Annotated in this window: 19 protein-coding genes; 12 read left to right on the top strand and 7 right to left on the bottom strand. The window is 70.9% G+C overall.

The features are described 5' to 3' along the window. Window positions 1-131 precede the first annotated feature (131 nt). The 5 genes from HNP84_RS33070 to HNP84_RS33090 all read left to right on the top strand — a co-directional run bounded on the left by HNP84_RS33070 (window position 132) and on the right by HNP84_RS33090 (window position 5889). A complete protein-coding gene (locus tag HNP84_RS33070; RefSeq protein ID WP_221337060.1) occupies window positions 132-1247 on the top strand; it encodes an ROK family transcriptional regulator in 1116 nt (371 codons plus the stop codon). Window positions 1248-1283: 36 nt separating this feature from the next. Next, complete coding sequence (locus tag HNP84_RS33075) at window positions 1284-2204, top strand: carbohydrate ABC transporter permease (RefSeq protein WP_185053872.1); 921 nt, start codon at window positions 1284-1286, stop codon at window positions 2202-2204. Between the two features lie 9 nt (window positions 2205-2213). Next, a complete protein-coding gene (locus tag HNP84_RS33080; protein WP_185053873.1) occupies window positions 2214-3161 on the top strand; it encodes a carbohydrate ABC transporter permease in 948 nt (315 codons plus the stop codon). A 34-nt stretch (window positions 3162-3195) separates the two neighbouring features. Next, on the top strand, window positions 3196-4533 hold the full coding sequence (locus HNP84_RS33085; protein WP_185053874.1) for an ABC transporter substrate-binding protein: 1338 nt from the start codon (window positions 3196-3198) through the stop codon (window positions 4531-4533). Window positions 4534-4740: 207 nt separating this feature from the next. Further along, window positions 4741-5889: a glycosyl hydrolase gene (locus HNP84_RS33090; protein WP_221337061.1), complete on the top strand. Its 1149-nt coding sequence runs from the start codon at window positions 4741-4743 to the stop codon at window positions 5887-5889. Window positions 5890-6344: 455 nt separating this feature from the next. Here HNP84_RS33090 and HNP84_RS33095 read toward each other — a convergent pair whose 3' ends face one another. Beyond that, on the bottom strand, window positions 6345-9143 hold the full coding sequence (locus HNP84_RS33095) for an AfsR/SARP family transcriptional regulator (protein WP_185053875.1): 2799 nt from the start codon (window positions 9141-9143) through the stop codon (window positions 6345-6347). Window positions 9144-9281: 138 nt separating this feature from the next. On the opposite strand from HNP84_RS33095, the gene HNP84_RS33100 reads away from it, so the two are divergent. Further along, entirely contained in the window at window positions 9282-9863 is a 582-nt protein-coding gene (locus tag HNP84_RS33100; protein ID WP_185053876.1) for a dihydrofolate reductase family protein, read from the top strand. A 117-nt stretch (window positions 9864-9980) separates the two neighbouring features. On the opposite strand, the gene HNP84_RS33105 is transcribed toward HNP84_RS33100, so the two are convergent. The 3 genes from HNP84_RS33105 to HNP84_RS33115 form a co-directional block, all read right to left on the bottom strand. Next, window positions 9981-10985, bottom strand: coding sequence for a radical SAM protein (locus HNP84_RS33105; RefSeq protein ID WP_185053877.1), 1005 nt, complete (start codon window positions 10983-10985; stop codon window positions 9981-9983). Window positions 10986-11027: 42 nt separating this feature from the next. Continuing rightward, the gene (locus HNP84_RS33110) at window positions 11028-11378 is read right to left on the bottom strand and encodes a MerR family transcriptional regulator (protein WP_185053878.1); all 351 of its coding nucleotides are present in this window, start codon (window positions 11376-11378) and stop codon (window positions 11028-11030) included. Between the two features lie 105 nt (window positions 11379-11483). Further along, complete coding sequence (locus HNP84_RS33115; protein ID WP_185053879.1) at window positions 11484-11927, bottom strand: Hsp20/alpha crystallin family protein; 444 nt, start codon at window positions 11925-11927, stop codon at window positions 11484-11486. A gap of 151 nt (window positions 11928-12078) precedes the next feature. Between HNP84_RS33115 and HNP84_RS33120 the strand changes: the two genes are divergently transcribed. From HNP84_RS33120 to HNP84_RS33130, 3 genes are read left to right on the top strand one after another with little or no spacing between them, the layout of a single operon-like run. After that, window positions 12079-12402, top strand: coding sequence for a DMT family transporter (locus tag HNP84_RS33120; RefSeq protein ID WP_185053880.1), 324 nt, complete (start codon window positions 12079-12081; stop codon window positions 12400-12402). Window positions 12403-12445: 43 nt separating this feature from the next. Next, the gene (locus HNP84_RS33125) at window positions 12446-13006 is read left to right on the top strand and encodes a GNAT family N-acetyltransferase (protein ID WP_185053881.1); all 561 of its coding nucleotides are present in this window, start codon (window positions 12446-12448) and stop codon (window positions 13004-13006) included. Then, entirely contained in the window at window positions 13003-14055 is a 1053-nt protein-coding gene (locus tag HNP84_RS33130) for an aminotransferase class V-fold PLP-dependent enzyme (RefSeq protein WP_246519028.1), read from the top strand. Before HNP84_RS33125 ends, HNP84_RS33130 begins: the two co-directional genes overlap by 4 nt. 51 nt (window positions 14056-14106) lie before the next feature. On the opposite strand, the gene HNP84_RS33135 is transcribed toward HNP84_RS33130, so the two are convergent. Further along, window positions 14107-14889, bottom strand: a complete 783-nt coding sequence (locus HNP84_RS33135) for an arylamine N-acetyltransferase family protein (protein WP_185053882.1) — start codon at window positions 14887-14889, stop codon at window positions 14107-14109. Window positions 14890-14997: 108 nt separating this feature from the next. On the opposite strand from HNP84_RS33135, the gene HNP84_RS33140 reads away from it, so the two are divergent. Continuing rightward, complete coding sequence (locus tag HNP84_RS33140; protein WP_312926339.1) at window positions 14998-15252, top strand: hypothetical protein; 255 nt, start codon at window positions 14998-15000, stop codon at window positions 15250-15252. Here the strand turns inward: HNP84_RS33140 and HNP84_RS33145 are convergent. Next, window positions 15249-16229 carry a tyrosine-type recombinase/integrase gene (locus HNP84_RS33145; protein WP_185054108.1) on the bottom strand — a complete coding sequence of 327 codons (981 nt, stop codon included), beginning with the start codon at window positions 16227-16229 and terminating at the stop codon, window positions 15249-15251. The genes HNP84_RS33140 and HNP84_RS33145 overlap by 4 nt on opposite strands. A gap of 1198 nt (window positions 16230-17427) precedes the next feature. On the opposite strand from HNP84_RS33145, the gene HNP84_RS33150 reads away from it, so the two are divergent. Both HNP84_RS33150 and nuoH read left to right on the top strand, forming a co-directional pair. Continuing rightward, window positions 17428-18084 carry a helix-turn-helix domain-containing protein gene (locus HNP84_RS33150; RefSeq protein WP_185053883.1) on the top strand — a complete coding sequence of 219 codons (657 nt, stop codon included), beginning with the start codon at window positions 17428-17430 and terminating at the stop codon, window positions 18082-18084. A gap of 58 nt (window positions 18085-18142) precedes the next feature. Next, complete coding sequence (nuoH, locus tag HNP84_RS33155) at window positions 18143-19423, top strand: NADH-quinone oxidoreductase subunit NuoH (RefSeq protein WP_185053884.1); 1281 nt, start codon at window positions 18143-18145, stop codon at window positions 19421-19423. Between the two features lie 44 nt (window positions 19424-19467). Here the strand turns inward: nuoH and HNP84_RS33160 are convergent, their stop codons facing one another. Further along, the gene (locus HNP84_RS33160) at window positions 19468-19662 is read right to left on the bottom strand and encodes a hypothetical protein (RefSeq protein WP_185053885.1); all 195 of its coding nucleotides are present in this window, start codon (window positions 19660-19662) and stop codon (window positions 19468-19470) included. Window positions 19663-20107 lie beyond the last annotated feature (445 nt).

A 20107-nucleotide genomic window follows, 5' to 3' on the forward strand; every position in this document is an offset into this window, starting at 1 on the left:
ATTAAGGCGAGGCTACACGGCGGCCCGCAGCGGCGAAAGTTCCACATCTGTTCAGCGACTTGCTTGACACGGTGAACAAAACGGCGAACTATGGCCGCGTGTTCTCACACCCAGAAGGACAGCCTGTGCGAATGACCGACGCCATGCGCGCGGTGTTCGTCGAACTGCTGGTGCACGGCCCCCTCTCGCGGGCGGAGGTGGCCCGCAGGCTGGACCTGTCCCCGTCCGCACTGACCAAGGTGGCCAAACCGCTGCTGGACGCCGGCTACCTGCGCGAGCAGTCCAGCGATGGGCAAAAGGGCATCGGCCGGCCCTCACAGCCGCTGCAGGTGGACGCGTCCCGGTCGTCGTTCATCGGGATCAAGCTGACCGCCGAGGAGTTGTTCGCGGTCCGGGTCGACCTGGCCGCCACCGTCCATGACCGGTTCTCGCTCCCTTTGCCCGATCACGACGTCGACACCATCGTGGAGCAGATCGCCCAGGCCGTACGGCGTCTCAGCGAGGCAGGCGATGTCGCGGGGGTGGGGATCAGCCTGGCCGGGACGGCCACACCGGGCGATCCGGTGGTCGGCAACTCTCCCTTCCTCGGCTGGAGCCATGTCGCGCTGGCCAAGCTGGTGGAGGACGCCGTCGGCGTCCCGACCGTGCTCAACAACGACGTCCGCGCTCTGACCGCGGCCCAGCAGTGGTTCGGCGCCGGCGTGGGGCACTCCTCCTTCGCGCTGGTCACCGTCGGAGCCGGAATCGGCTGCGGGCTCGTCGTCGAAGACCGGGTGGTGACCGGCAGATCCGGCGGCACCGGCCTGATCGGTCACCTGGCGATAGACGACCGGGGTCCCCTGTGCGAGCTGGGACACCGCGGTTGCGCCCGCGCCTTCGCCGCCTCCTCGGCCATCCGCCGTTCCATCGCCACCACCCTCGACCGGCCCGAGCTCACCTTCGACGACTGCCTCGAACTGGCCCGCCAGGGACAGCCGGTGGCCCGCCGGGTCCTCGACGACGCCGGCCGGGCCCTGGGGCGGGTGATCGCCACCGTGGCCAACGTCATCGGGCCCGACCTGGTGATCCTCTCCGGCGAGGCCGTCCACATGTACGACGTCTGCGCCGATGCCCTGCAAGCGGCACTCACCCGGCACACCCACTGGACGTCCACTCCCGTGCGCGTGACCGTCAAGCCCTTCACCTTCGACGAATGGGCCCGCGGGGCGGCGGTCTCCGCCCTGCAGCACCTACTTCTGCACAGTTGAACCCCACCGCTCAGCAGGGGCACCAAGGAGGACCGGTTGAGCATCTCCCATCCCTCTGTTCGCCTGGCCGGCTCGCCCGGCCGGCGACGGCGCCGCAGCGATCTCCTGCCGGCCCTCGTGTTCGTGCTCCCGGCGGCGGCCGGGTTCACGGTCTTCTACCTGTGGCCGGCGATCCGCGGCCTGTATCTCAGCCTCACCTCCTACAACGTGTTCACCCCGCCACGGTTCGTCGGGCTGGACAACTACGACAGGCTCCTGAGCGACCACCTGTTCTGGAACGCCCTGAAGGTCACCGCCGAGTACGTCCTGATCAACATCGGCGTGCAGACCGTGGCGGCCCTGCTGCTCGCGGTGCTCATGCACCGCCTGACCAGGTCGCTGGTCGTGCGAGGGGTGCTCCTGCTGCCGTTCCTGGTGGCCAATGTGATCGTCGCGCTGGTCTGGTTCTGGATGCTCGACTTCCAGATCGGCATCGTCAACCAGATGCTCGACTGGCTGGGCCTGGAGCGCGTGGCCTTCTTCGGCGACCCGGACCTGGCCATCCCCACCATCGCGCTGGTCAACACCTGGCGGCACCTCGGCTACACGGCGCTGCTCATCTTCGCCGGACTGCAGATGATCCCGCCCGCGGTCTACGAGGCCGCCGCGATCGACGGCGCCTCGGAACGGCAGATGTTCTTCCGCGTCACCCTGCCCCTGCTGCGTCCGGTGATGGCGCTGGTGCTGGTACTGACCGTGATCGGGTCCTTCCAGGTCTTCGACACCGTCGCCGTGACGACGAACGGCGGGCCGATCAACGCCACGAGGGTCATCTACTACTACATCTTCGACATGGCGTTCAACCGCTTCTCCTTCGGCTACGCCGCCGCCCTGTCCTCGGTGCTGTTCGTGCTGCTGGCCGGGATCGCCTACATCCAACTCCGGCTCACCCGCGCCGGCGAGACCGACCTGGCCTGAGGAGGCGCAATGCTCGACGTGGCAGACCCGCGCGCCGCGAAGGACGCCCGCTCCCCGAAAGCACGCACCCGCCCCTCTCCGCCGAGAATCCGCTGGGGACGCATCGCCGCCTGGGCGATCCTGATCATGGTGATGCTCATCACCCTGTTCCCGTTCTACTGGATGCTGCGCACCTCCTTCTCCAGCACCCGGGCGCTGGCGGCCGGATCGGCGAACCTCCTTCCCGTCGACTTCACACTCGGGGCGTACAAGCGCGTGCTGGGCCTGGCCTCCCCGGCGGAGGCCATCGCGGAAGGCGGATCGAGCGCGACCCTGAACTTCTGGCTCTACCTGCGCAACTCGGTGATCGTCGCGACGATCACCACGATCGGCCAGGTCTTCTTCAGCAGCATGGCCGCCTACGCCTTCGCCCGGATGCGCTGGCCGGGAAGGGACGCCGTGTTCCTGCTCTTCATCAGCGCGCTGATGGTCCCACCGATCTTCACCACCCTGCCGAACTTCGTCCTGATCAAGGACCTCGGGCTGCTCAACACCTACCTGGGGATCGTCCTGCCCGGACTGCTCATGACCCCCTTCGCCGTCTTCTTCCTGCGGCAGTTCTTCCTGGGCGTCAACCGCGAACTGGACGAGGCGGCCCGCATCGACGGCGCCGGGCACCCGCGGATCTTCCTGCGCATCCTCCTGCCCGTGGCCAAGATGCCGATCATGACCCTGGCCGTCCTCACCTACATCGGCGCCTGGAACGACTACTTCTGGCCCCTGCTCGTCGGCAAGAGCGAGAACGTGCGCGTGCTGACGGTGGCGCTGGGTGTCTTCCAGTCCCAGACGCCGCAGGGCAGCCCCGACTGGGCGGGGCTGATGGCCGCGACGCTCGTCGCCGCCCTGCCCGTCTTGGCGATCTTCATGATTCTCGGCCGCCGGGTCATCGACTCGCTCGGCTACACCGGCGTCAAGTGACGCCTCCACCCCCCGCTATCAAGAAGAGGTCACCATGAAGGGACGCATATCCGTTCTCGCCCTCGCAGCGCTCCTGCTGAGTGGATGCGGCCAGTCCACCACCGACCCCGGCGCCGGCCCTGTCACCATCGACTACTGGATGTGGGACACCAACCAGCAGCCGCAGTACCAGGCCTGCGCCGACGCCTTCACCAAGGCCAACCCCGACTACAAGGTCAAGATCACCCAGTACGGGTGGTCGGACTACTGGAGCACCCTCACCGCGGCCTTCGTGTCCGGAACCGCGCCCGACGTCTTCACCAGCCACCTGTCCAACTACCCGCAGTTCGCCGCACAGGGACAGTTGCTGCCCATCGACGACCTCGTGGCCCGCGACAAGATCGACCTTTCCCTCTATCAGGACGGCCTCGCCGATCTGTGGGTCGCCAAGGACGGCAAGCGCTACGGGCTGCCCAAGGACTTCGACACCGTCGCCCTGATCTACAACAAGCAAAAGCTCAAGGAAGCGGGAATCGATCCGAAAGAACTGGACGACCTGCGGTGGAACCCCCAGGACGGCGGCACGTACGAAAAGCTGATCGCCCGCCTGACCGTCGATGAGAACGGCAAGCGCGGTGACGAGCCGGGCTTCGACAAGAAGCACGTCGCCACCTACGGGCTGGGCCTCAACAGCTCGGGAAGCGGCTCCGGCCAGACCGAGTGGAGCATGTACGCGATGAGCAACGGCTGGGCCTACGGCGACCGGAACCCCTGGCCCACCACGCTCAACTACGCCGACCCCAGGTTCAAGGAGACCATCAAGTGGTTCACCTCCTTGATCGACAAGGGGTACATGCCGTCCATGTCGATCGTCACCTCCGGCGTCGCCCAGATGGACGCCTACGGCGCCGGCAAGTACGCCATGGTCACCGAAGGAAGCTGGAACACCAAGGCGTACTGGGCGCTCAAGGGCGTCGAATCCGGCCTCGCCCCCACCCCCGTCGGGCCCACCGGCAAGCGGGCCAGCCTGTTCAACGGCCTGGCCGACAACATCTCCGCCACCACCGACAACCCCGACGCCGCCTGGGCCTGGATGAAGTTCCTGGCCTCACCCGCCTGCCAGACCGACATCGTCGCCGACCACGGCGTCATCTTCCCCGCCATCAAGCAGGCCACCGTCCGCGCGGAGAAGGCGTTCGCCAAGCAGGGCATCGACGTCAAGCCCTTCACCATGCACGTCGAGCAGGGCACCACGCACCTGGCCCTCATCGCCGACCGCTGGGCCGACGTCTCGGCCGTCATGACCGAGACGATGGACGCCATCTTCTCCTTCAAGGCCCCCGTCGACTCACTCGACCAGGCCAACGAGAAGGTCAACGCCCTGCTGGGCTAGCCGGCGCCGCCCCCGGCCTGTCAGGTCAGGCACGCCGATGACCGGCCGCCCGTCGCCGGCAAGAGCACGGGCCAGAGGGCCTCCCGACCAGATCGCCGCAGCCCTTCGCCCCTTACGAATGAGACTTCACGAACCTGGCAGCGCGCACGATCAACGGCCTCGGCCCGACGATCAGCCGCCACCCCCCACCCCCCGTAAGGAGTTCTCATGCCCACCCCCCACGCCAACGGAACAAGACGGCGACGTCCGCCACGCCCGGCCGTCGTCCTCCCACTCCTGACCGCCATGATCGCCATGCTGCTCACCGCGGCGGCGTCCCCGGCCGCCGCCGCCCAGGCCACCACGCTGGTCGGCGCCGGCTCCAACCGCTGCCTGGACGTCACCGGCAACACCAGCACCCCCGGCGCGAGCCTGCAGATCTGGGACTGCAACGGCCGGCCCAACCAGCGCTGGACCACCGGCACCGGCCAGCCGGGCAAGTGCGAGCCCGTCGATCCCAACGCCACCGCCGAGGCGCGCAAACTGCTGTGCTACCTCTACAGCCAGTACGGCAAGCACATCATCTCCGGCCAGCAGGAAACCAACGGCAGCGAAGGCGAAATGACCTTCATCCACGACAACACCGGCAAATACCCGGCCATCCGCGGCATGGACATGTGCGACCGTCCCGGCTCCATCACCCGAGCCGCCGACTGGTGGAACGCCGGAGGCATCCCGCTGCTGCGCTGGCACGTGGGCGCGCCCGCGACCGGCTACTGCAACTACGGCGGCACCGCCTCCATCACCAACACCCTGACGCCCGGCACGGCCGAACACACCTCCTACATCAGCGAGCTCGACCAGGCCGCCGCCGCGCTGCTGGAACTGCAGTCCAAGCGCGTCGCCGTCATCTGGGCGCCCTACCACGAGGCCGGCGGCACCTGGTTCTGGTGGAGCAAGGAGGGCGCCGAGCAGTACAAGCGGCTGTACAAGTTCCAGTTCGACTACTTCACCAAGACCAAGGGCGTGCACAACCTGGTCTGGATGATGCCCTTCAACGGCGAACCCCAGGCGTCCTTCTACCCCGGCAAGGAGTACGTCGACATCGGCGGCGCCGACACCTACGTCAACGACCGCGGCCCGCTCACCTCACTGTTCAACGCCACCCAGGACATCGTCGGTTTCACCATCCCGATCGCCCTGCACGAGAACGGCGCCATCCCCGACCCCGCCCAGTTGAAGTCCACCGGCACCCGCTGGGTGCTGTTCAACACCTGGAACAGCACCTGGATCACCGGCCAGGACCCCGGCTACCTCAACACCGTCTACAACAGCGGCTACGTCATCACCCGGGACGAGGTCCCCAACCTGAAATAACCCGACGGGCCGGCCGGCGCACCGCGCCGGCCGGCCCGGACAAGCAAGACCCCCAACCTGATCACAGTTGGCCACTGACCGTGCGCCTGCCTGGAGAAACGCGCGTCAAGACCGGCTCATGGACGGTTCCCCGCCGGTTCCCCGCATCTCGGCCGGCCCCGCGCCGCGACCGGCCTCCGGCGGGGGAGAGGACGGCCGCGGTGGGCGTCTCGGCCGCCGCGGCCGTGCCGGAGCACCTGCGCCGGCAGGTGCGCCACCGCGACCGCACCGTGGGGCCGAGCGAGGGATCGGCCCGGTGCCGACCCGGCCCGCCAGGCAGCGCCCCGCCGCGGATCCCCGGCCCGGCGCGCTCCCGGACGCGCGGCGCCCCCGTCACCGCCACTCGCCGAACGTACGGGAAACCAGCAGCATGGCAACAGGCGTCACTCCCTCCGCCGCCGGGCCGGCGCGCGGAGTCAGCGCCGGCCGCGGAAGGCGTCGGCGGCGGAGGTGTCGATGGTCCTCAACTGGGCGTGGATCTGATCGGCGGTGGACGGATCGAGACCACGCAGCAGGGCGCGGGCGTGAGTCCAGTGCTCGCCGGCGCTCGCGTGGTCGCCCGCCAGGTGGTGGCAGGCGCCCAGGTGGGCGAGGGTGCTGGCCTCGGCGTACGGGTCGTGCAGCTCCCGGAACACCTCCAGGGCCTGGCGGTAGCAGGGGACGGCCCCGGCGGGGTCGCCCGACCGCAGCCGGGTGTCGGCCAGGCATGACCACGTGTGGGCCTCGTAGGGGCGGTTGCCGAGCTTCTGGTGCCGGACCAGGGCCTGCTCGCACAGGTCAAGGGCCTGGCCGTGGTTCCCCAGGCGCCCGTGGTACCAGCCGAGGTCGGTGAGCGCGATCGCCTGTCCGACCTCCTCGCCCAGCCGGTCGAACAGGTCGTGGGCGCGGCGGGCGGCCTCCAGCGCGTCGGCCTCGCGGCCTTGCAGGCCGTACACGAGGGTGCGGATGTAGTGCGTCCACGCCCGACCGGAGGGGGCATCCTGTTCCAGGGCGGCGTCGAGGTGATGGTGGGCGTCGTCGAAGCGGCCCAGGTCGGCCAGCGCGGCGGCCAGATCGCGGCGCGCGCGGGCCTCCTCCACCGGGTCGCCCAGCCGCCGGGCGGCGGCCACGGCGGCACGCTGGGTCTCGGCCCGCTCCTGCCAGCGTCCCCGCCGGTGCAGGAAGACGAACAACGCCGCCGCCAGCCGGCAGACGTGCCGGTCGAGCCCCAGGCCGGCGGCCAGATCGAGGGCGGCCAGCAGGGCGGGGCGCTCCTCCGCCAGCCAGGCCATCGCCTCGTCCGCCCCGGCGAAGCCCGTCACGCGGACGCCCGGGCGGGGCGCGGGAAGGGCGACGGTCTCGAAATGCCCGTGCAGGTACGCCGCGGCCGCGCATGCGGAATGGACGTAGTGGTCCACGACGCGGTGCCGCGCGGCGTCCCGATCGGCGTCGCGGGCCTGGCAGAGTTCCAAGGCGTAGGCCCGCAGCAGGTCGTGGCAGGAGTACCGGCCCGGGGCGTGCTCGGTGAGCAGGTTGGCGCGGGTCAGTTCCGCCAGCGCCGCCCGCACCCGCGAGACGGGGACGCCCGCCAGGCTCGCGGCGGCGTCGATCGTGCACCCGGGACCGGGATGCAGCCCCGCGACCAGGCGGAACGTCCGGGCCGTCTCGTCCGCGAGCGTCTCATAGGACCAGGAGAAGATCGCCCGTACGTCCACGGCACGGCCCAGCGCGCCCAGGCCGTCCCGCAGCTCGCCGGCGAGCGCGCCCAGCGGATGCGCCGGATGGATCGCGGCGCGGGCGGCGACGATCGCCAGCGCCAGCGGCAACCCGGCACAGCGGCGGACGATCTCCTCCACGGCGGCGGGCTCGGCCGCGATCCGGTCACGGCCGAGCCGGGCGGCCAGCAACCGCTCGGCGTCCACCGCAGGCAGCAGGTCCAGGGTCAGCGGATGCGCCCCGTACGTCACCACCAGCCCGGCGAGGTGATCCCGGCTGGTCACCACCACCAGGCAACCGGACGCCCCGGGCAGCAGCGGGGCCACCTGGGCGGCGTCGCGGGCGTTGTCCAGCAGCACCAGCATGCGCCGACCGGCCAGCAGGCTGCGGTACAGCCCGGCCTGCGCGGCCGGGCCGTCCGGGATCTGGTGCGGCGGCACCCGCAGCGCCGCCAGGAACTCGCCGATGGCCTCAGCCGGTCGCACGGCCTGCCGTGACGGGTCATACCCGCGCAAGTCAACGTAGAGCTGGCCGTCGGGGAAGCGCCCGGCGACCCGGCGCGCCCAGTGCACGGCCAGCGTGGTCTTCCCGACGCCGGCCGTACCGGCGATCACCGCGATCGCCGGCGACCGCGTCCGGTCCGCCACGCCGGGCGGGGCATCCGGCGGCCGGGACGGCGCGGGCGGTGGGCGGAGCAGCGCGTCGAGCGCCGCCAGCTCGGCCTCGCGGCCCGCGAACCCGCCGGCCGCGGCGGGCAACTGCCGGGGAACCGCGCGGGCGAGGGGCGGGGCGTCGCCGGCGAGCAGGCCGGCGTGGACCTGCCGCAGCTCGGGGCTGGGATCGGCGCCGAGTTCCTCGGCCAGCCGCCGCCGGATCGTCTCATACCGCTCCAGCGCCTCGGCGGGACGGCCGGCCGATTCCAGGACCCGCAGCAGCCGCGCCCAAAGAGACTCCCGCAGCGGATGCCGCTCGGCCAGGTCGGCGAGGTCGGCGAGGTCGGTCAGGCTGGGACACGGTCCTGCCGCCAGCTCCAGGTCCACCCGCCGCTCCAGCGCGCTCAGGTACCGCTCCTGCAACGCCGGGCCCACCGACCGCTCAAGCCAGTCCGAACGGATCCCGTCGAACGGAGTGCCACGCCACAACGCCAGCGCCGCCGCCAGCCGGGACCGCTCGGCCGCCGGGTCCGCCGCCGCCTCATCCAGCAGACGACCGAAGCGGAGCGCGTTCACCTGCTCCGGGTCGGCCATCAGCAGGTAGCCGCCCGGCCGGGCCGCGATCACCTGCTCACCGGCCGTCCCCAGGGCGCGGCGCAGCCGCTTGACGTTCGTACGGACGTTGGCCCGCGGGTCACCGCGCGCATCCGCACCCCACACCGCGACCGCCAGCCTGTCGGCCGGGACCGTACGGCCCGCCGACATCGCCAGCACGGCCAGCAACGCGCGCAACCGCCCCGCCGGGAGCTCGACCGGCCGCCCGCCCACCCAGACGCGCAGCGGCCCGAGCAGTTCGACGGTCACCACGGGGTTCGCCTCCTCACCTGGCCGGTGACGAGTTTCACCGGACTGACACAACTCTGCCATCCCCGCTCCGCCAAGCTGGTGATCATCCCGCTCGGGCGGGAACTCCATGACGCGGCAACCACGTGAGAGGGACAAGTCATGAGCAAGGTCATCGCGGGGATCTCGATGTCGCTGGACGGGTTCGTCACCGGGCCGAACGTCACACGGGAACACCAACTGGGAGACGGCGGCGAGGTCCTGCACCAGTGGCTGCACGAACCGCACCCGCGCGACACCGAACTGCTGGCCGGGATGCGCGACGGCGTGGGCTCGATCCTGATGGGCCGGCGCTCCTACGACCTGGCCGAGGGCGAGGGAGGATGGGGTGACGGCGGCCCTGCCGGCCAGGTGCCGTGCTTCGTGCTCACTCACAAGCCGCCGGCACCGGAGACGGTCCGGGCCCCGTCGGTCTTCACCTTCGTCACCGGCGGCATCCACAGCGCGGTGGAGCAGGCCAAGGCCGCGGCGGGGGAGAAGGTGACCGCCGTCCACGGCGCGAGCGCGGCCCAGCAGTGCCTCGCCGCCGGCCTGCTGGACGAGATCATGATCCACCTGGCCCCGGTCGTGCTCGGCAGCGGCACCCGCCTGTTCGAGCAGCCGGGCGGACGCTTCCAGCTCGAACGCCTCCAGGTGGTCGAATCCCCGAACGCCACCCACCTGCTGTTCAGGGTGATCCGCTGACCGGACTCCCGTCCGACGTCGAGCCCGCCCATCAACCGGCCGCATGCGCCTGCCACGGCGCCACCGGGACCGGCGGACCGGGACCCGGGCCGAGATCCGCCGCGGCCGCTGGACCTCCTACAGCAGGGCGAGCTGAGGGTAGCGGGGACGCGGCGCGGCGGGCGCGGCCGGCGGCCGGGTGCGACGCCCCACGCCATAGGCGCGGGCCAGGGCGGCGACCTCCGCGCCCAGCCGCTCGGCGTAGGCCGGATCGGGCATGCCCGCCCGGTCGTACAGGCTCGCGTAACGCCCGGCCAGATTCGGGTGCGCGCGCTCCAGCCAGGCGGTGAACCACTCGCGCGTCCCCGGCGGCAGGCGCAGCACGACCGGGTGCACCTCGGCGGCACCGGCGGCGGCGATGCGCCGCACGGTCGCGGCGAGCTGGTCGGGGGAGTCGCTGATCAGCGGCAGCACCGGCCCCATCACCGCGGTCACCGGCACGCCGCGCTCGGCCAGCTCGGCGATCAGCTCCAGGCGCCGCTGCGGCGGCGGCGCGCCCGGCTCCACCGCCCGGCGGATCTGGTCATCGACGAAGGCGATGGACACCCCCACCCGGGCATCGCCCACCGAGGCGGCCTCGGCCAGCAGCGCGGCATCGCGCAACACCAGCGGCGACTTGGTGTACAGGGTGAAAGCGGCCGCGGCGTCGCGCAGCGCGGCCAGCACCGGCGGCATCAGCCGGTAGCGCTCCTCGGCCGGCTGGTAGCAGTCGCCGGTGACGCCCACCGCCAGCGCCTGCCCGTCGTGGCGGGGCAGCTCGGCGCGCAGCCGGTCGGCCAGGCCGGTGCGCACCACGATCGCGGTGGCGAACCCGGCCCCGGCGTCCAGGCCCAGCCGGCGGTGGAGCTGACGGGCGCCGCAGTGCGCGCAGGCGTGGGCGCAGCCCCGGTAGGGGTTGACCGCCCACCGCTGGGCCAGGCCGCTGCCCTTCGGGGCCCGCTCGATCGCGGTGCGGGCCGGAGCCTCGAAGAACGTCGTCGCGCCCGCGCGCCGCACCGTCGAGCCGCGCGCGATGCGGGGGCGGTCATCACGCACCACCGCCGGATCGCCCGGCTGCACGAGCGGAAGCGCGTCCCAATGCATGACCCCCAGTGGAACACGTTTTCGAGCGCCACGGCAAGCGCTTCAGCGCTCTTCGCCGTCCGCGCCGCGCCCGGCCCGCCGCTCCAGCTCGGCCACACGGGCCCGCGCCTGCGCCAGCTCGGCCCGCAGCGACTCCACCTGACGCTCCAGCTCCAGGATGCGGCGCACCGCGGTCAGCGTCATGCCCTCCTCGGTCAGGCGCACCACGTACTGCACCACCGTGATGTCATAGCGGGAGTAGCGGCGCTGCCCGCCGGAGGAGCGGCGCGGGCTGACCACCTCGAAACTGTCCAGCCGGCGCAGGAACGCCTGCCTGACCTGGAGCATCTCGGCGACCTGGCCCAGCGAGTACAGCGGGGCGTGCTCGTCGTCGAAAGGCAGGCGCGGTGCCATCGGCTATCGGTCCTCCATCTCACGGCCGGGCGTGCGGAATGCGGGTCGGACGACGACCGGCGGCGGAGCCGGGGCCGGCTCCGCCGCCGGTCGTCCCACGCGGCGTCAGGCGTTGATCGCCTTGGTCTCGCCGCGGCGGATCTCCACCTTGCGCGGGCGGGCGCGCTCCAGCACCGGGATGCGCACGCTCAGCACGCCGTTGGAGTAGTCGGCCTCGATCCGCTCGCTGTCGAGGTGCTCCGACAGGTACACCCGCCGGGTGAAGGAGCCCATCACGCGCTCGCGCACGAACGGGCGCTCCTGCTCGCCCACCTGCTCCTCGCGCCGCGCCGAGACCGACAGCACCCCGCGGTCGACGGTCACCTCGATGGAGTCGGGGTCGATGCCGGGCAGGTCGAAGCGCAGCAGCACGTCGCCGTCGCGGCGCACGCCGTCCATCGGCATCACGCCCGCGCCGGTGCCGCCCGCGGCGCCGAACGCCGAGCGGGCCAGCCGGTCGAACTGCCGCTCGAACTCCTGGAAGAACGGGTCGATCGTGGTCAGCAACATCGGAAAACCCTCCTCGCGTGTTCTCCACCGGACGAAACCTTCAACTCGATTTGCAGGTTACCTATTCCATCGCGCGCAGGCAAGCTTTCCCTCGCACAAGAGGGGCCGATAGAGTCACACCCGGAACGTCCCCACACCCTGGAGGCCCCGCATGACCTGGCTCCTGCTCGCCGCCGCCATCGCCACAGAGGTCCTGGCCACCTCCGCGCTCAAACTCAGCGACGGCCTGGCGCACAAGGGCTGGACCGCCGTGGTCGTCCTGGGCTACCTCGCCTCCTTCACCCTGCTGGCCCAGGCACTGAAACTCAAACTCGAAGTCGGCATCGCCTACGCCATCTGGTCCGGCGTCGGCACCGCCGCCATCGCCCTCATCGGCGCCGCCTTCCTGGGGGAGACCCTCACCCTCGCCAAAGCCGGCGGCATCGCCCTGATCATCGCCGGCGTCGTCGTCCTCAACCTCTCCGGCGCCCACTGAAACCGGCTCGCACCACCCGACGACCACTCCCTAGCCTGACAACGTGCTCAAACCCGACTTCCCACTGCGCACCGAACGCCTCATCCTGCGCCCCTTCACCGACGGCGACCTGGAGGCCCTGCACGCCTTCCACCGCCTGCCCGAAGTCACCCGCTACCTGTACTGGGAACCCCGCGACCGCGCCCAGACCCGCGCCGCACTGAAGGAAAAGGCCACCCGCACCACCCTCACCGACGACAACCACATCCTCAGCCTGGCCGTCGAACGCCGCGACACCGGCGAACTCATCGGCGACTGCATGCTCCACCACCTCAGCCGCGAACACGCCCAAGGCGAGATCGGCTTCGTCTTCCACCCCGCCCACCACGGCCACGGCTACGCCACCGAAGCCGGCCGCGAACTGCTCCGCCTCGGCTTCGACGAACTCGGCCTGCACCGCATCATCGGCCGCTGCGACGCCCGCAACACCGCCTCGGCCGCCGTACTCGCCCGCCTGGGCATGCGCCGCGAAGCCCACCTGCGCGAAAACGAGTTCTTCAAAGGCCAATGGTCCGACGAACTCATCTACGCCATGCTCCACCGCGAATGGACCGCCACCCGATGACCACCCACCTCACCGACCTCGCCCACCTGCCCATGCACCGCATCCACCACCTGTGGGACGCCGAACCCGGCTGGCTCGACACCGCCAGCTACGGCCTGCCACCCCGCCACGCCCACACCGAACTCACCCGCGTACTCGACCAGTGGCGCCGCGGCAGCACCGACTGGACCCCCTGGGAGGACTACACCCACCGCGCCCGCCACGCCTTCGCCACCCTCGTCGCCGCCCCACCCACCGACATCACCATCGGCGCCACCGCCTCACAACTGCTGTCCATGCTCGCCGCCGCCCTCCCACCCGGCACCACCGTCCTCGCCCCCGAGATCGAATTCACCTCCAACCTGTTCCCCTGGGCCGTCTCCGCCACCCTGCGCACCGTCCCACCCGACCACCTGGCCGAATCCATCGACGCCTCCACCGGCGTCGTCGCCTTCAGCCTCGTCCAGTCGGCCACCGGCCAGATCGCCCCCGCCGCCGACATCATCGCCGCCGCCCGCCACCACGGCGCCCTCGTCGTCGCCGACGCCAGCCAAGCGTGCGGCTGGCTGCCCATCGACGCCACCCGATTCGACGTCCTGGTCTGCGCCGCCTACAAATGGCTGATGTCCCCCCGCGGCGCCGCCTACGCCTACCTGTCCCCGCGCGCCCGCGAGCACATGCGCCCCATCGCCGCCAACTGGTACGCCGGCGCCGACCCCGGCGGCTCCTACTACGGCCCCCCGCTGCGCCTGGCCCCCGACGCCCGCGCCTTCGACCTGTCACCCGCCTGGTTCTGCCAGGCCGGCGCCGCCCCCGCCATCGAAACCCTCAACGCCATCGGCATCGACCGCGTCCACGCCCACAACACCGCCCTGGCCGCCCGCTTCCAGACCGCCCTGGGCCAACAGCCCACCGGCAGCGCCATCGTCACCGTCGAGATCCCCGACGCCCGCCGCCGCCTGGCCGCCGCGGGAGTACGCGCCGCCGTACGCGCCGGCAAGGTCCGCGCCTCCTTCCACATCTACACCACCGACGCAGACGTCGACCTGGCCCTGAACGCCCTCACCTGACCCGTTTCTCCCCGGCACCCGTTTCTCCCCGGCACGGGCGGGGGAGCGGAGCTACCCCGCCACCACCGGCACCCGCTCCAACTCGATCCCGAACAGCGTCCGGTAGGCCTCCAACACCTCCGCCTCCCCGCCCAGCTCCCGCTCCACACGCCGCCCGCCCTCGGTACGGATCAGCCGCGACCCGCTCAACGTCACCCGCCCCGACTCCGTCGGCAGCGAGCACGTCAGCGACCGGGTGAAGTGCGAACCCGGCCACGTCCGCTGCCACCAGCACGCCGGCGCGAAATCCGCCAGCGCGTACCCCCGCACGTCCAACCGGTACTGCGGCACCCCGTCCATCACCACATCCAGATCCCCGCCCACCGCCTCACCCACCTGGAACACCCCCGCCGGATCCACCTGCCGCCCCCGCGACCGCAGCCGCAGCGGATGATGCGCGAACGCGCCGAACCCCACATCCACCAGCCACGGCTCCTCCAGATCCACCCGCAACGCCATATGGGCGAACGGCGGCCCCGGCACCCCGCCCGCCCCGAACACCCGCGCCGACAACAGCGAGACGCGATACCCCAGCGCCCGCAGCAGCGCCGCGAACGCCCCGTTCAGCTCATAACAGAACCCGCCCCGGCGCCGCACCACCACCTTCTCCACCAGCGCGTCCTCGACCAGTTCGATCGGCTCGCCCAGATGAACGCTCAAGTTCTCGAACGGCACCGCGAACAGATGCGCACGCATCAACGCCCGCAACCCCGCCACGTCCGGCGCCTGCGGGCGCGCCACCCCGATCCGCTCCAGGTACGCCTCCACCCGCGCCGCCCCCAAACCACCACTCATACCCACCATTCACCCACAACCCCGGAGCAACCACGCATCCCACCGAGCACCCACACGATTACCCAAAGTTTCCACGCACACCCACACACCCCGCATTACCATCAGGACGTGCCGAACCTCGGTCCCGCGGAAATCATCGTCATCCTCGCGGTGTTCGCCACCATCGCCGCACTCACCGTCGGCCTGCTCCTCATCGCCGTCCGCCTCGCCGCCGGCCACAAACCCCAACCCCGCCCCGCCGACCTCGCCACCCGCGCCCGCGCACTCAAAGCCTCCGGCCAAACCGAACGCGCCATCCTCCTCGTACGCGGCGAAACCGGCATGTCCCACGACGACGCCGCCCGCTTCGTCCACACCCTCTAACCACCCCCACCACCACCCAGCCGCCCCAGCACCTCATACGCCGGATTCCCCGACGCCGCCCGCCGCACCTCCCGCGCCGTCGAAGCCACATACGCCTGACCCGTCACAATCGACGAATGCCCCAGCAACTCCATCAACTCATGCGCACTGGCCCCCCGCTCCGCCAGCCGCGTCGCGAACTCATGCCGCAACGCATGCACCAACGTCCCCCGCTGCACCCGATCATGAACCCCCGCATACCGGTAACACTGCCGCACCAGATACTGCAACCCACCCCGCCGCAACGGCTCCCCACGCGTATCCACCAGCAACGCCGCAGACCGGGGGAGCGAAGCCAACCCGAACCGCCGCAACCGGCTGTCCACATACACCTCGATCAACCGCTCCAACGGCGCCTCGATCGGCAACGACCGCGTCTTACCCCCCTTGCCCACCACCTGAATCCGCCGATCACCGGGGGAGCCCCCGATCGACCCCACCGTCAACCCCAGCAACTCCGCCGACCGCATCCCCGTCACCAACGCCAGCGCCAGCACCACCAGATCCCGCTCCACCCACGGATCACGCGCCTTACGCGCCCCCGCCGCGATCCGCTCCAGCAACGTCGCCGACGCACTCCCGTCACCAAGCAACGGCTTGGGCGCCTTCGCCGGCTGCCTCGGCCGGGGGACCGCCGCCATCGGATTGCCCTCCAGCAACCCCTCCGCCACACAGAACGTCAGCATCTGATTCCACGCACTCCACGCCCGGTTCACACTCGCCGCCGACCGCCCCTCGGCGAACTCCGCGAACGCCGCCCGCACCAGCCGCCCGCCCAGCGCCCGCACCTCGAGATCCTCCAGCGCGACCCCCGCCAGCCCCGCCGCGATCTCACCCACGATGCGCAGATCCCGCTCATACCCCGCCAGCGTGTGCGGCGAGAGCTTCTTGACCCGAAGCCCCAGCAGAAACTGCTCCACCGCCTGCGGCACGCGCATCAGCACCAACGGCTCACCCCCGCTGAGGGGAGCGGAAAACGAATCATGCATAAGTGCGATTATGCATGAAACCCTGATCCGAAGGCCGCCACGACACGCCGCCGAGCACCCGCGCCCCGCGCAGCACACGGCGAACACACGAGCACGCCGGCGCACAGGCGAAGCCGGATGCCCGATGCGGCTCGCGCGGACGGGCGGCCCGGACGGCGCGAGTCATGGCACGGCACGGCATCAAGATCGATCAACCGGCATGCGAGCGAAATGATCTTCACCCTGGGAGTAGCCCGCGGCCCGACGGGCACAGTGCACGTGTGGACACGGCCCGCGCGCAGCCCGCGGCATCACGCCGGACATCACCGAACCGTCACCGCAACGGAAGCCGGCGTGACGTTCCGATGGATGCGCCGGCCCCGCCGCCCTCTCCCGCAGAAACCCTCGCCATACCGGACAGAAGGTGCGTTCTGTTTGGTATAGGAAAAGGGGCGAAAAACCCGGCGACGCGCCCCCGACCCGCACATCCGCCCCTCGCGCCAGGGCCGTCGGGTCCTCGGTCGCGGCCGATCATGCCGCCGAGACACCGGCCATGACCAGGCGAATGACCGCGCGATCCGGGCCGGGCGGCCGAGACGCCTCTCCCCCAGTCTGCCCCGTCCCCCACGGTGCGGAGAAGCCGGTCACGCGCGGTAAGGTGTGGCGCGCGTCACATTCCCTGGTGTCCCGGACGCGACAACGGCAACCCCAGAGCGTCCCGCCATGGCTCCAGGCTCCTGCCCGTGACCTACGGCGCAAGCCGGCTTCGTCGTGCGTCACGTACCATGCGCACGACGGTGACCGGGGGTGCTGCCCGGGTGTCCCCTTTCGGGAGGAAACGGCGGGAGGGCGTCGCATTTCCGCAGATCCGTCATCCCCCTATGGAAGATCCGGCCTCGCCCGGACACTCCCCGCCGCCCCCTTCTCGCCGGTGGTGATGACGAGCTCGGCGGCGAAGCGCACGCCCAGTTCCCTATCCCCACTGGGCGATGATCGGTGAGAGTGGGGCAGGCTTGCTGGTGTGATGGCGATTCATTCGCTGCCCGCGCAGCCGCAGGCGGAGCCGTACGAGATGATCCCGCGTCTCGCGCCGCCGCGCCTGCGTCCGTACGTGCTGGGGTGGGCCGGGTTTCGCACCCGGGCGGGAGATCCCGCCCAGCCGAGCCGGATGCTGCCGCTCAACGTGGCCACTTTGATCATCGACTTCACGGGCATGGGGCCGATCGTCACCGGTCCCCGGGCCACTGCGGCGTTCTCGGTTCATACGCCGTGGCGTCACGGGGTGGCGGTCGGGCTCACTCCGGCCGGGATGGCGGCGTTGACGGGGGCGCCCATACGCGAGGTGGCGGGCACGACCGTGCGTCTGGAGGACCTTCTCGGCGCCCGTGCCGTGGAGCTGACCGACCGGCTGATCGATCCGGTGAGCTGGGCGGATCGCTTCGGGCTGCTGGAGGAGTTGTTGACGGCGTGGCTGCGCCCCGGCGCGGGTGACGATGGCCTGATCTCGCATGCCTGGTGGCGGCTGCAGGGGCCGGCCGGTCCGCGCACCATCGGGTCCCTCGCCGGTGAGCTGGGCGTGAGCCGTCGTTATGTCGAGCTCGGGTTCCGCCGGGTGGTGGGTTTGTCGCCCAAGACGGTGGCCCGGATCGCTCGATTCCAGCGGATCGTGGACGTGTGGCGACGGCCCTCGGCCAGGCTGGAGGAGGCGGTCGGCTGCGGGTTCGCCGACCAGCCGCATCTCACCCGTGAGGTCCGGGCGATGGCGCAGATGACGCCGAAGCAGTTGTTCGCATTCGTGCAATACGCCGATCGGCTCACGCACTAGCGTGACCTTCCGCTCCGGGAGCTAACCAGTGCCGGAGGAGAGGAAGGGGCGTCACGTCATGGCTGGGGTTCTCGCGGCCGATCCCACGCTCGCCGACTTCGGCGAGGACCCGTTGTGGATCATCGTGGTGAAGGCGGTGATGCTGTTCCTTTTTCTGGCGCTGGGGGTCATGTTCGGGGTCTGGTTCGAGCGCAAGCTGATCTCGCGGATGCAGGACCGTTACGGGCCCAACCGGGCGGGCAGGTTCGGTCTGCTGCAGTCGGTCGCCGACGCGGTGAAGATGGGGTTGAAGGAGGACATCCTCCCGAGTGCGGTGGATCGGGTGCTCTACCTGCTGGCGCCGGTGATCATGGTGGTGCCGGCGTTCCTGGCCTTCTCCGTGGTGCCGTTCGGGCCGGTCGTGGAGCTGTTCGGTGTGCGGACGCCGCTGCAGTTGGTGGATCTGCCGGTGGCGGTGCTGTTCGTGCTGGCCATGGGCGCGGTGTCGGTTTATGGGGTGGTGCTGGCGGGGTGGTCGTCGCGCTCGCCGTACGCGCTGCTCGGTGGTCTGCGTTCGGCGGCTCAGGTGGTCTCCTACGAGATCGCGATGGGGCTGTCGTTCGTGGCCGTGTTCCTGTTCGCCGGGACGCTGTCGACGTCGGAGATCGTCAGGGCGCAGGAGCAGGTCTGGTTCGCGGTGTTGCTGATCCCGTCGTTCCTGGTCTACGTGGTCTGCATGTTCGGTGAGGCCGCACGTATTCCGTTCGATCTGCCGGAGGGTGAGGGTGAGCTGGTCGGGGGGTTCCAGACGGAGTACTCCTCGTCGCTGAAGTTCGCTCTGATCATGATGGGCGAGTACCTGCACACCTTCACCGCCGCCGGTGTCGCCGTCACGCTGTTCTTGGGCGGCTGGCGGGCGCCGTTCCCGGTCTCGTTGTGGGAGGGCGCCGGCCAGGGCTGGTGGCCGGTGTTGTGGTTCTTCCTCAAGTTCGTGCTGACCTTCGCTTTCATCGTGTGGGTGCGGGCTTCGCTGCCGCGCGTACGCTACGACCAGTTGATGTCGCTGGGGTGGAAGGTGCTGATCCCGGTCAGCCTGGCCTGGATTCTGCTGGTGGCCGCGGTGCGCAACGTGGTGGTCAACGAGGGCGACAGGATGCTGGGGATCGGGCTCGGCGTGATCATCGTGATCGGCGTGCTGGCCGTGTGGATGCGGTTCGACACGGTCGCCCAGCGGCGCAGGGAGGCCCTGGGGGCACAGGTGGAGGCCGAGCCGGAGGAACCGTCCGACGAGCGGGCGGCCGGCGGCTTCCCTGTGCCACCGCTGGACCTGCCGCACTACCACGGCGTTTCCCGGTCGTGAGCGCACCGGTTGCTCTCAGTCGGCGGGCATCGGCGCTGTTCGGTTCAGCACGAAGGTGCCGCCTGCGGTTGTCGGGCCCGAGGGCGGCTGCCGGTGACCAGGCGCCGGTGCGGCGTGGGCCGCCCGTCGCGCAGCTTCGCCACCAGCGCCTCGGTGGCCAGCACACCGAATCCGGCGCCGGTGACCAGGGTGCTGCCCGCCCGCACCGCTTCGGCGTGCAGGGCGAGCAGGCTTTCCATCGAGTCTTCTCCGAGAAGATCTCCGCCCGCGCCACCGCCGACGCCTCGAACTCGAGCGTGCCGTCACCCTGGCCCGTGAGCTGTGTCCCTCCGGCGTCGCGGTCAGCCTGGTGGTCCACGAGCGCAAGCGGCTCGGCCGCGGCCTGGTGCCGGCTGAGCTCGCCGGACGGTCGCGCCTGCGACGTCCGCCAGGAGTTCCTCACCGGCGAGCTGCGAGGTAGCGGGGTGCCCGCCAGGGTGCGCCGCGGTGCCGGGTCGTGCAGAAGGGCACGCGGCCCGAGCCGTTCCGCTTGGGGTGCCACCACACGCCGGTAGCCCGCGGCGCGTGTATCGGGGCGTGTGGCGGCTCGGTATGAGAGGGTGACCTGCTTCGCCTTGGGCGACGTGGGGTCGCATGAAGGCGACGTGTGGCCTCGTGGTGGCCGTTTCACTCGGGTGGCGCGGT

The sequence above is a fragment of the Thermocatellispora tengchongensis genome (assembly GCF_014202315.1).
Classification (GTDB): Bacteria; Actinomycetota; Actinomycetes; order Streptosporangiales; family Streptosporangiaceae; genus Thermocatellispora; species Thermocatellispora tengchongensis.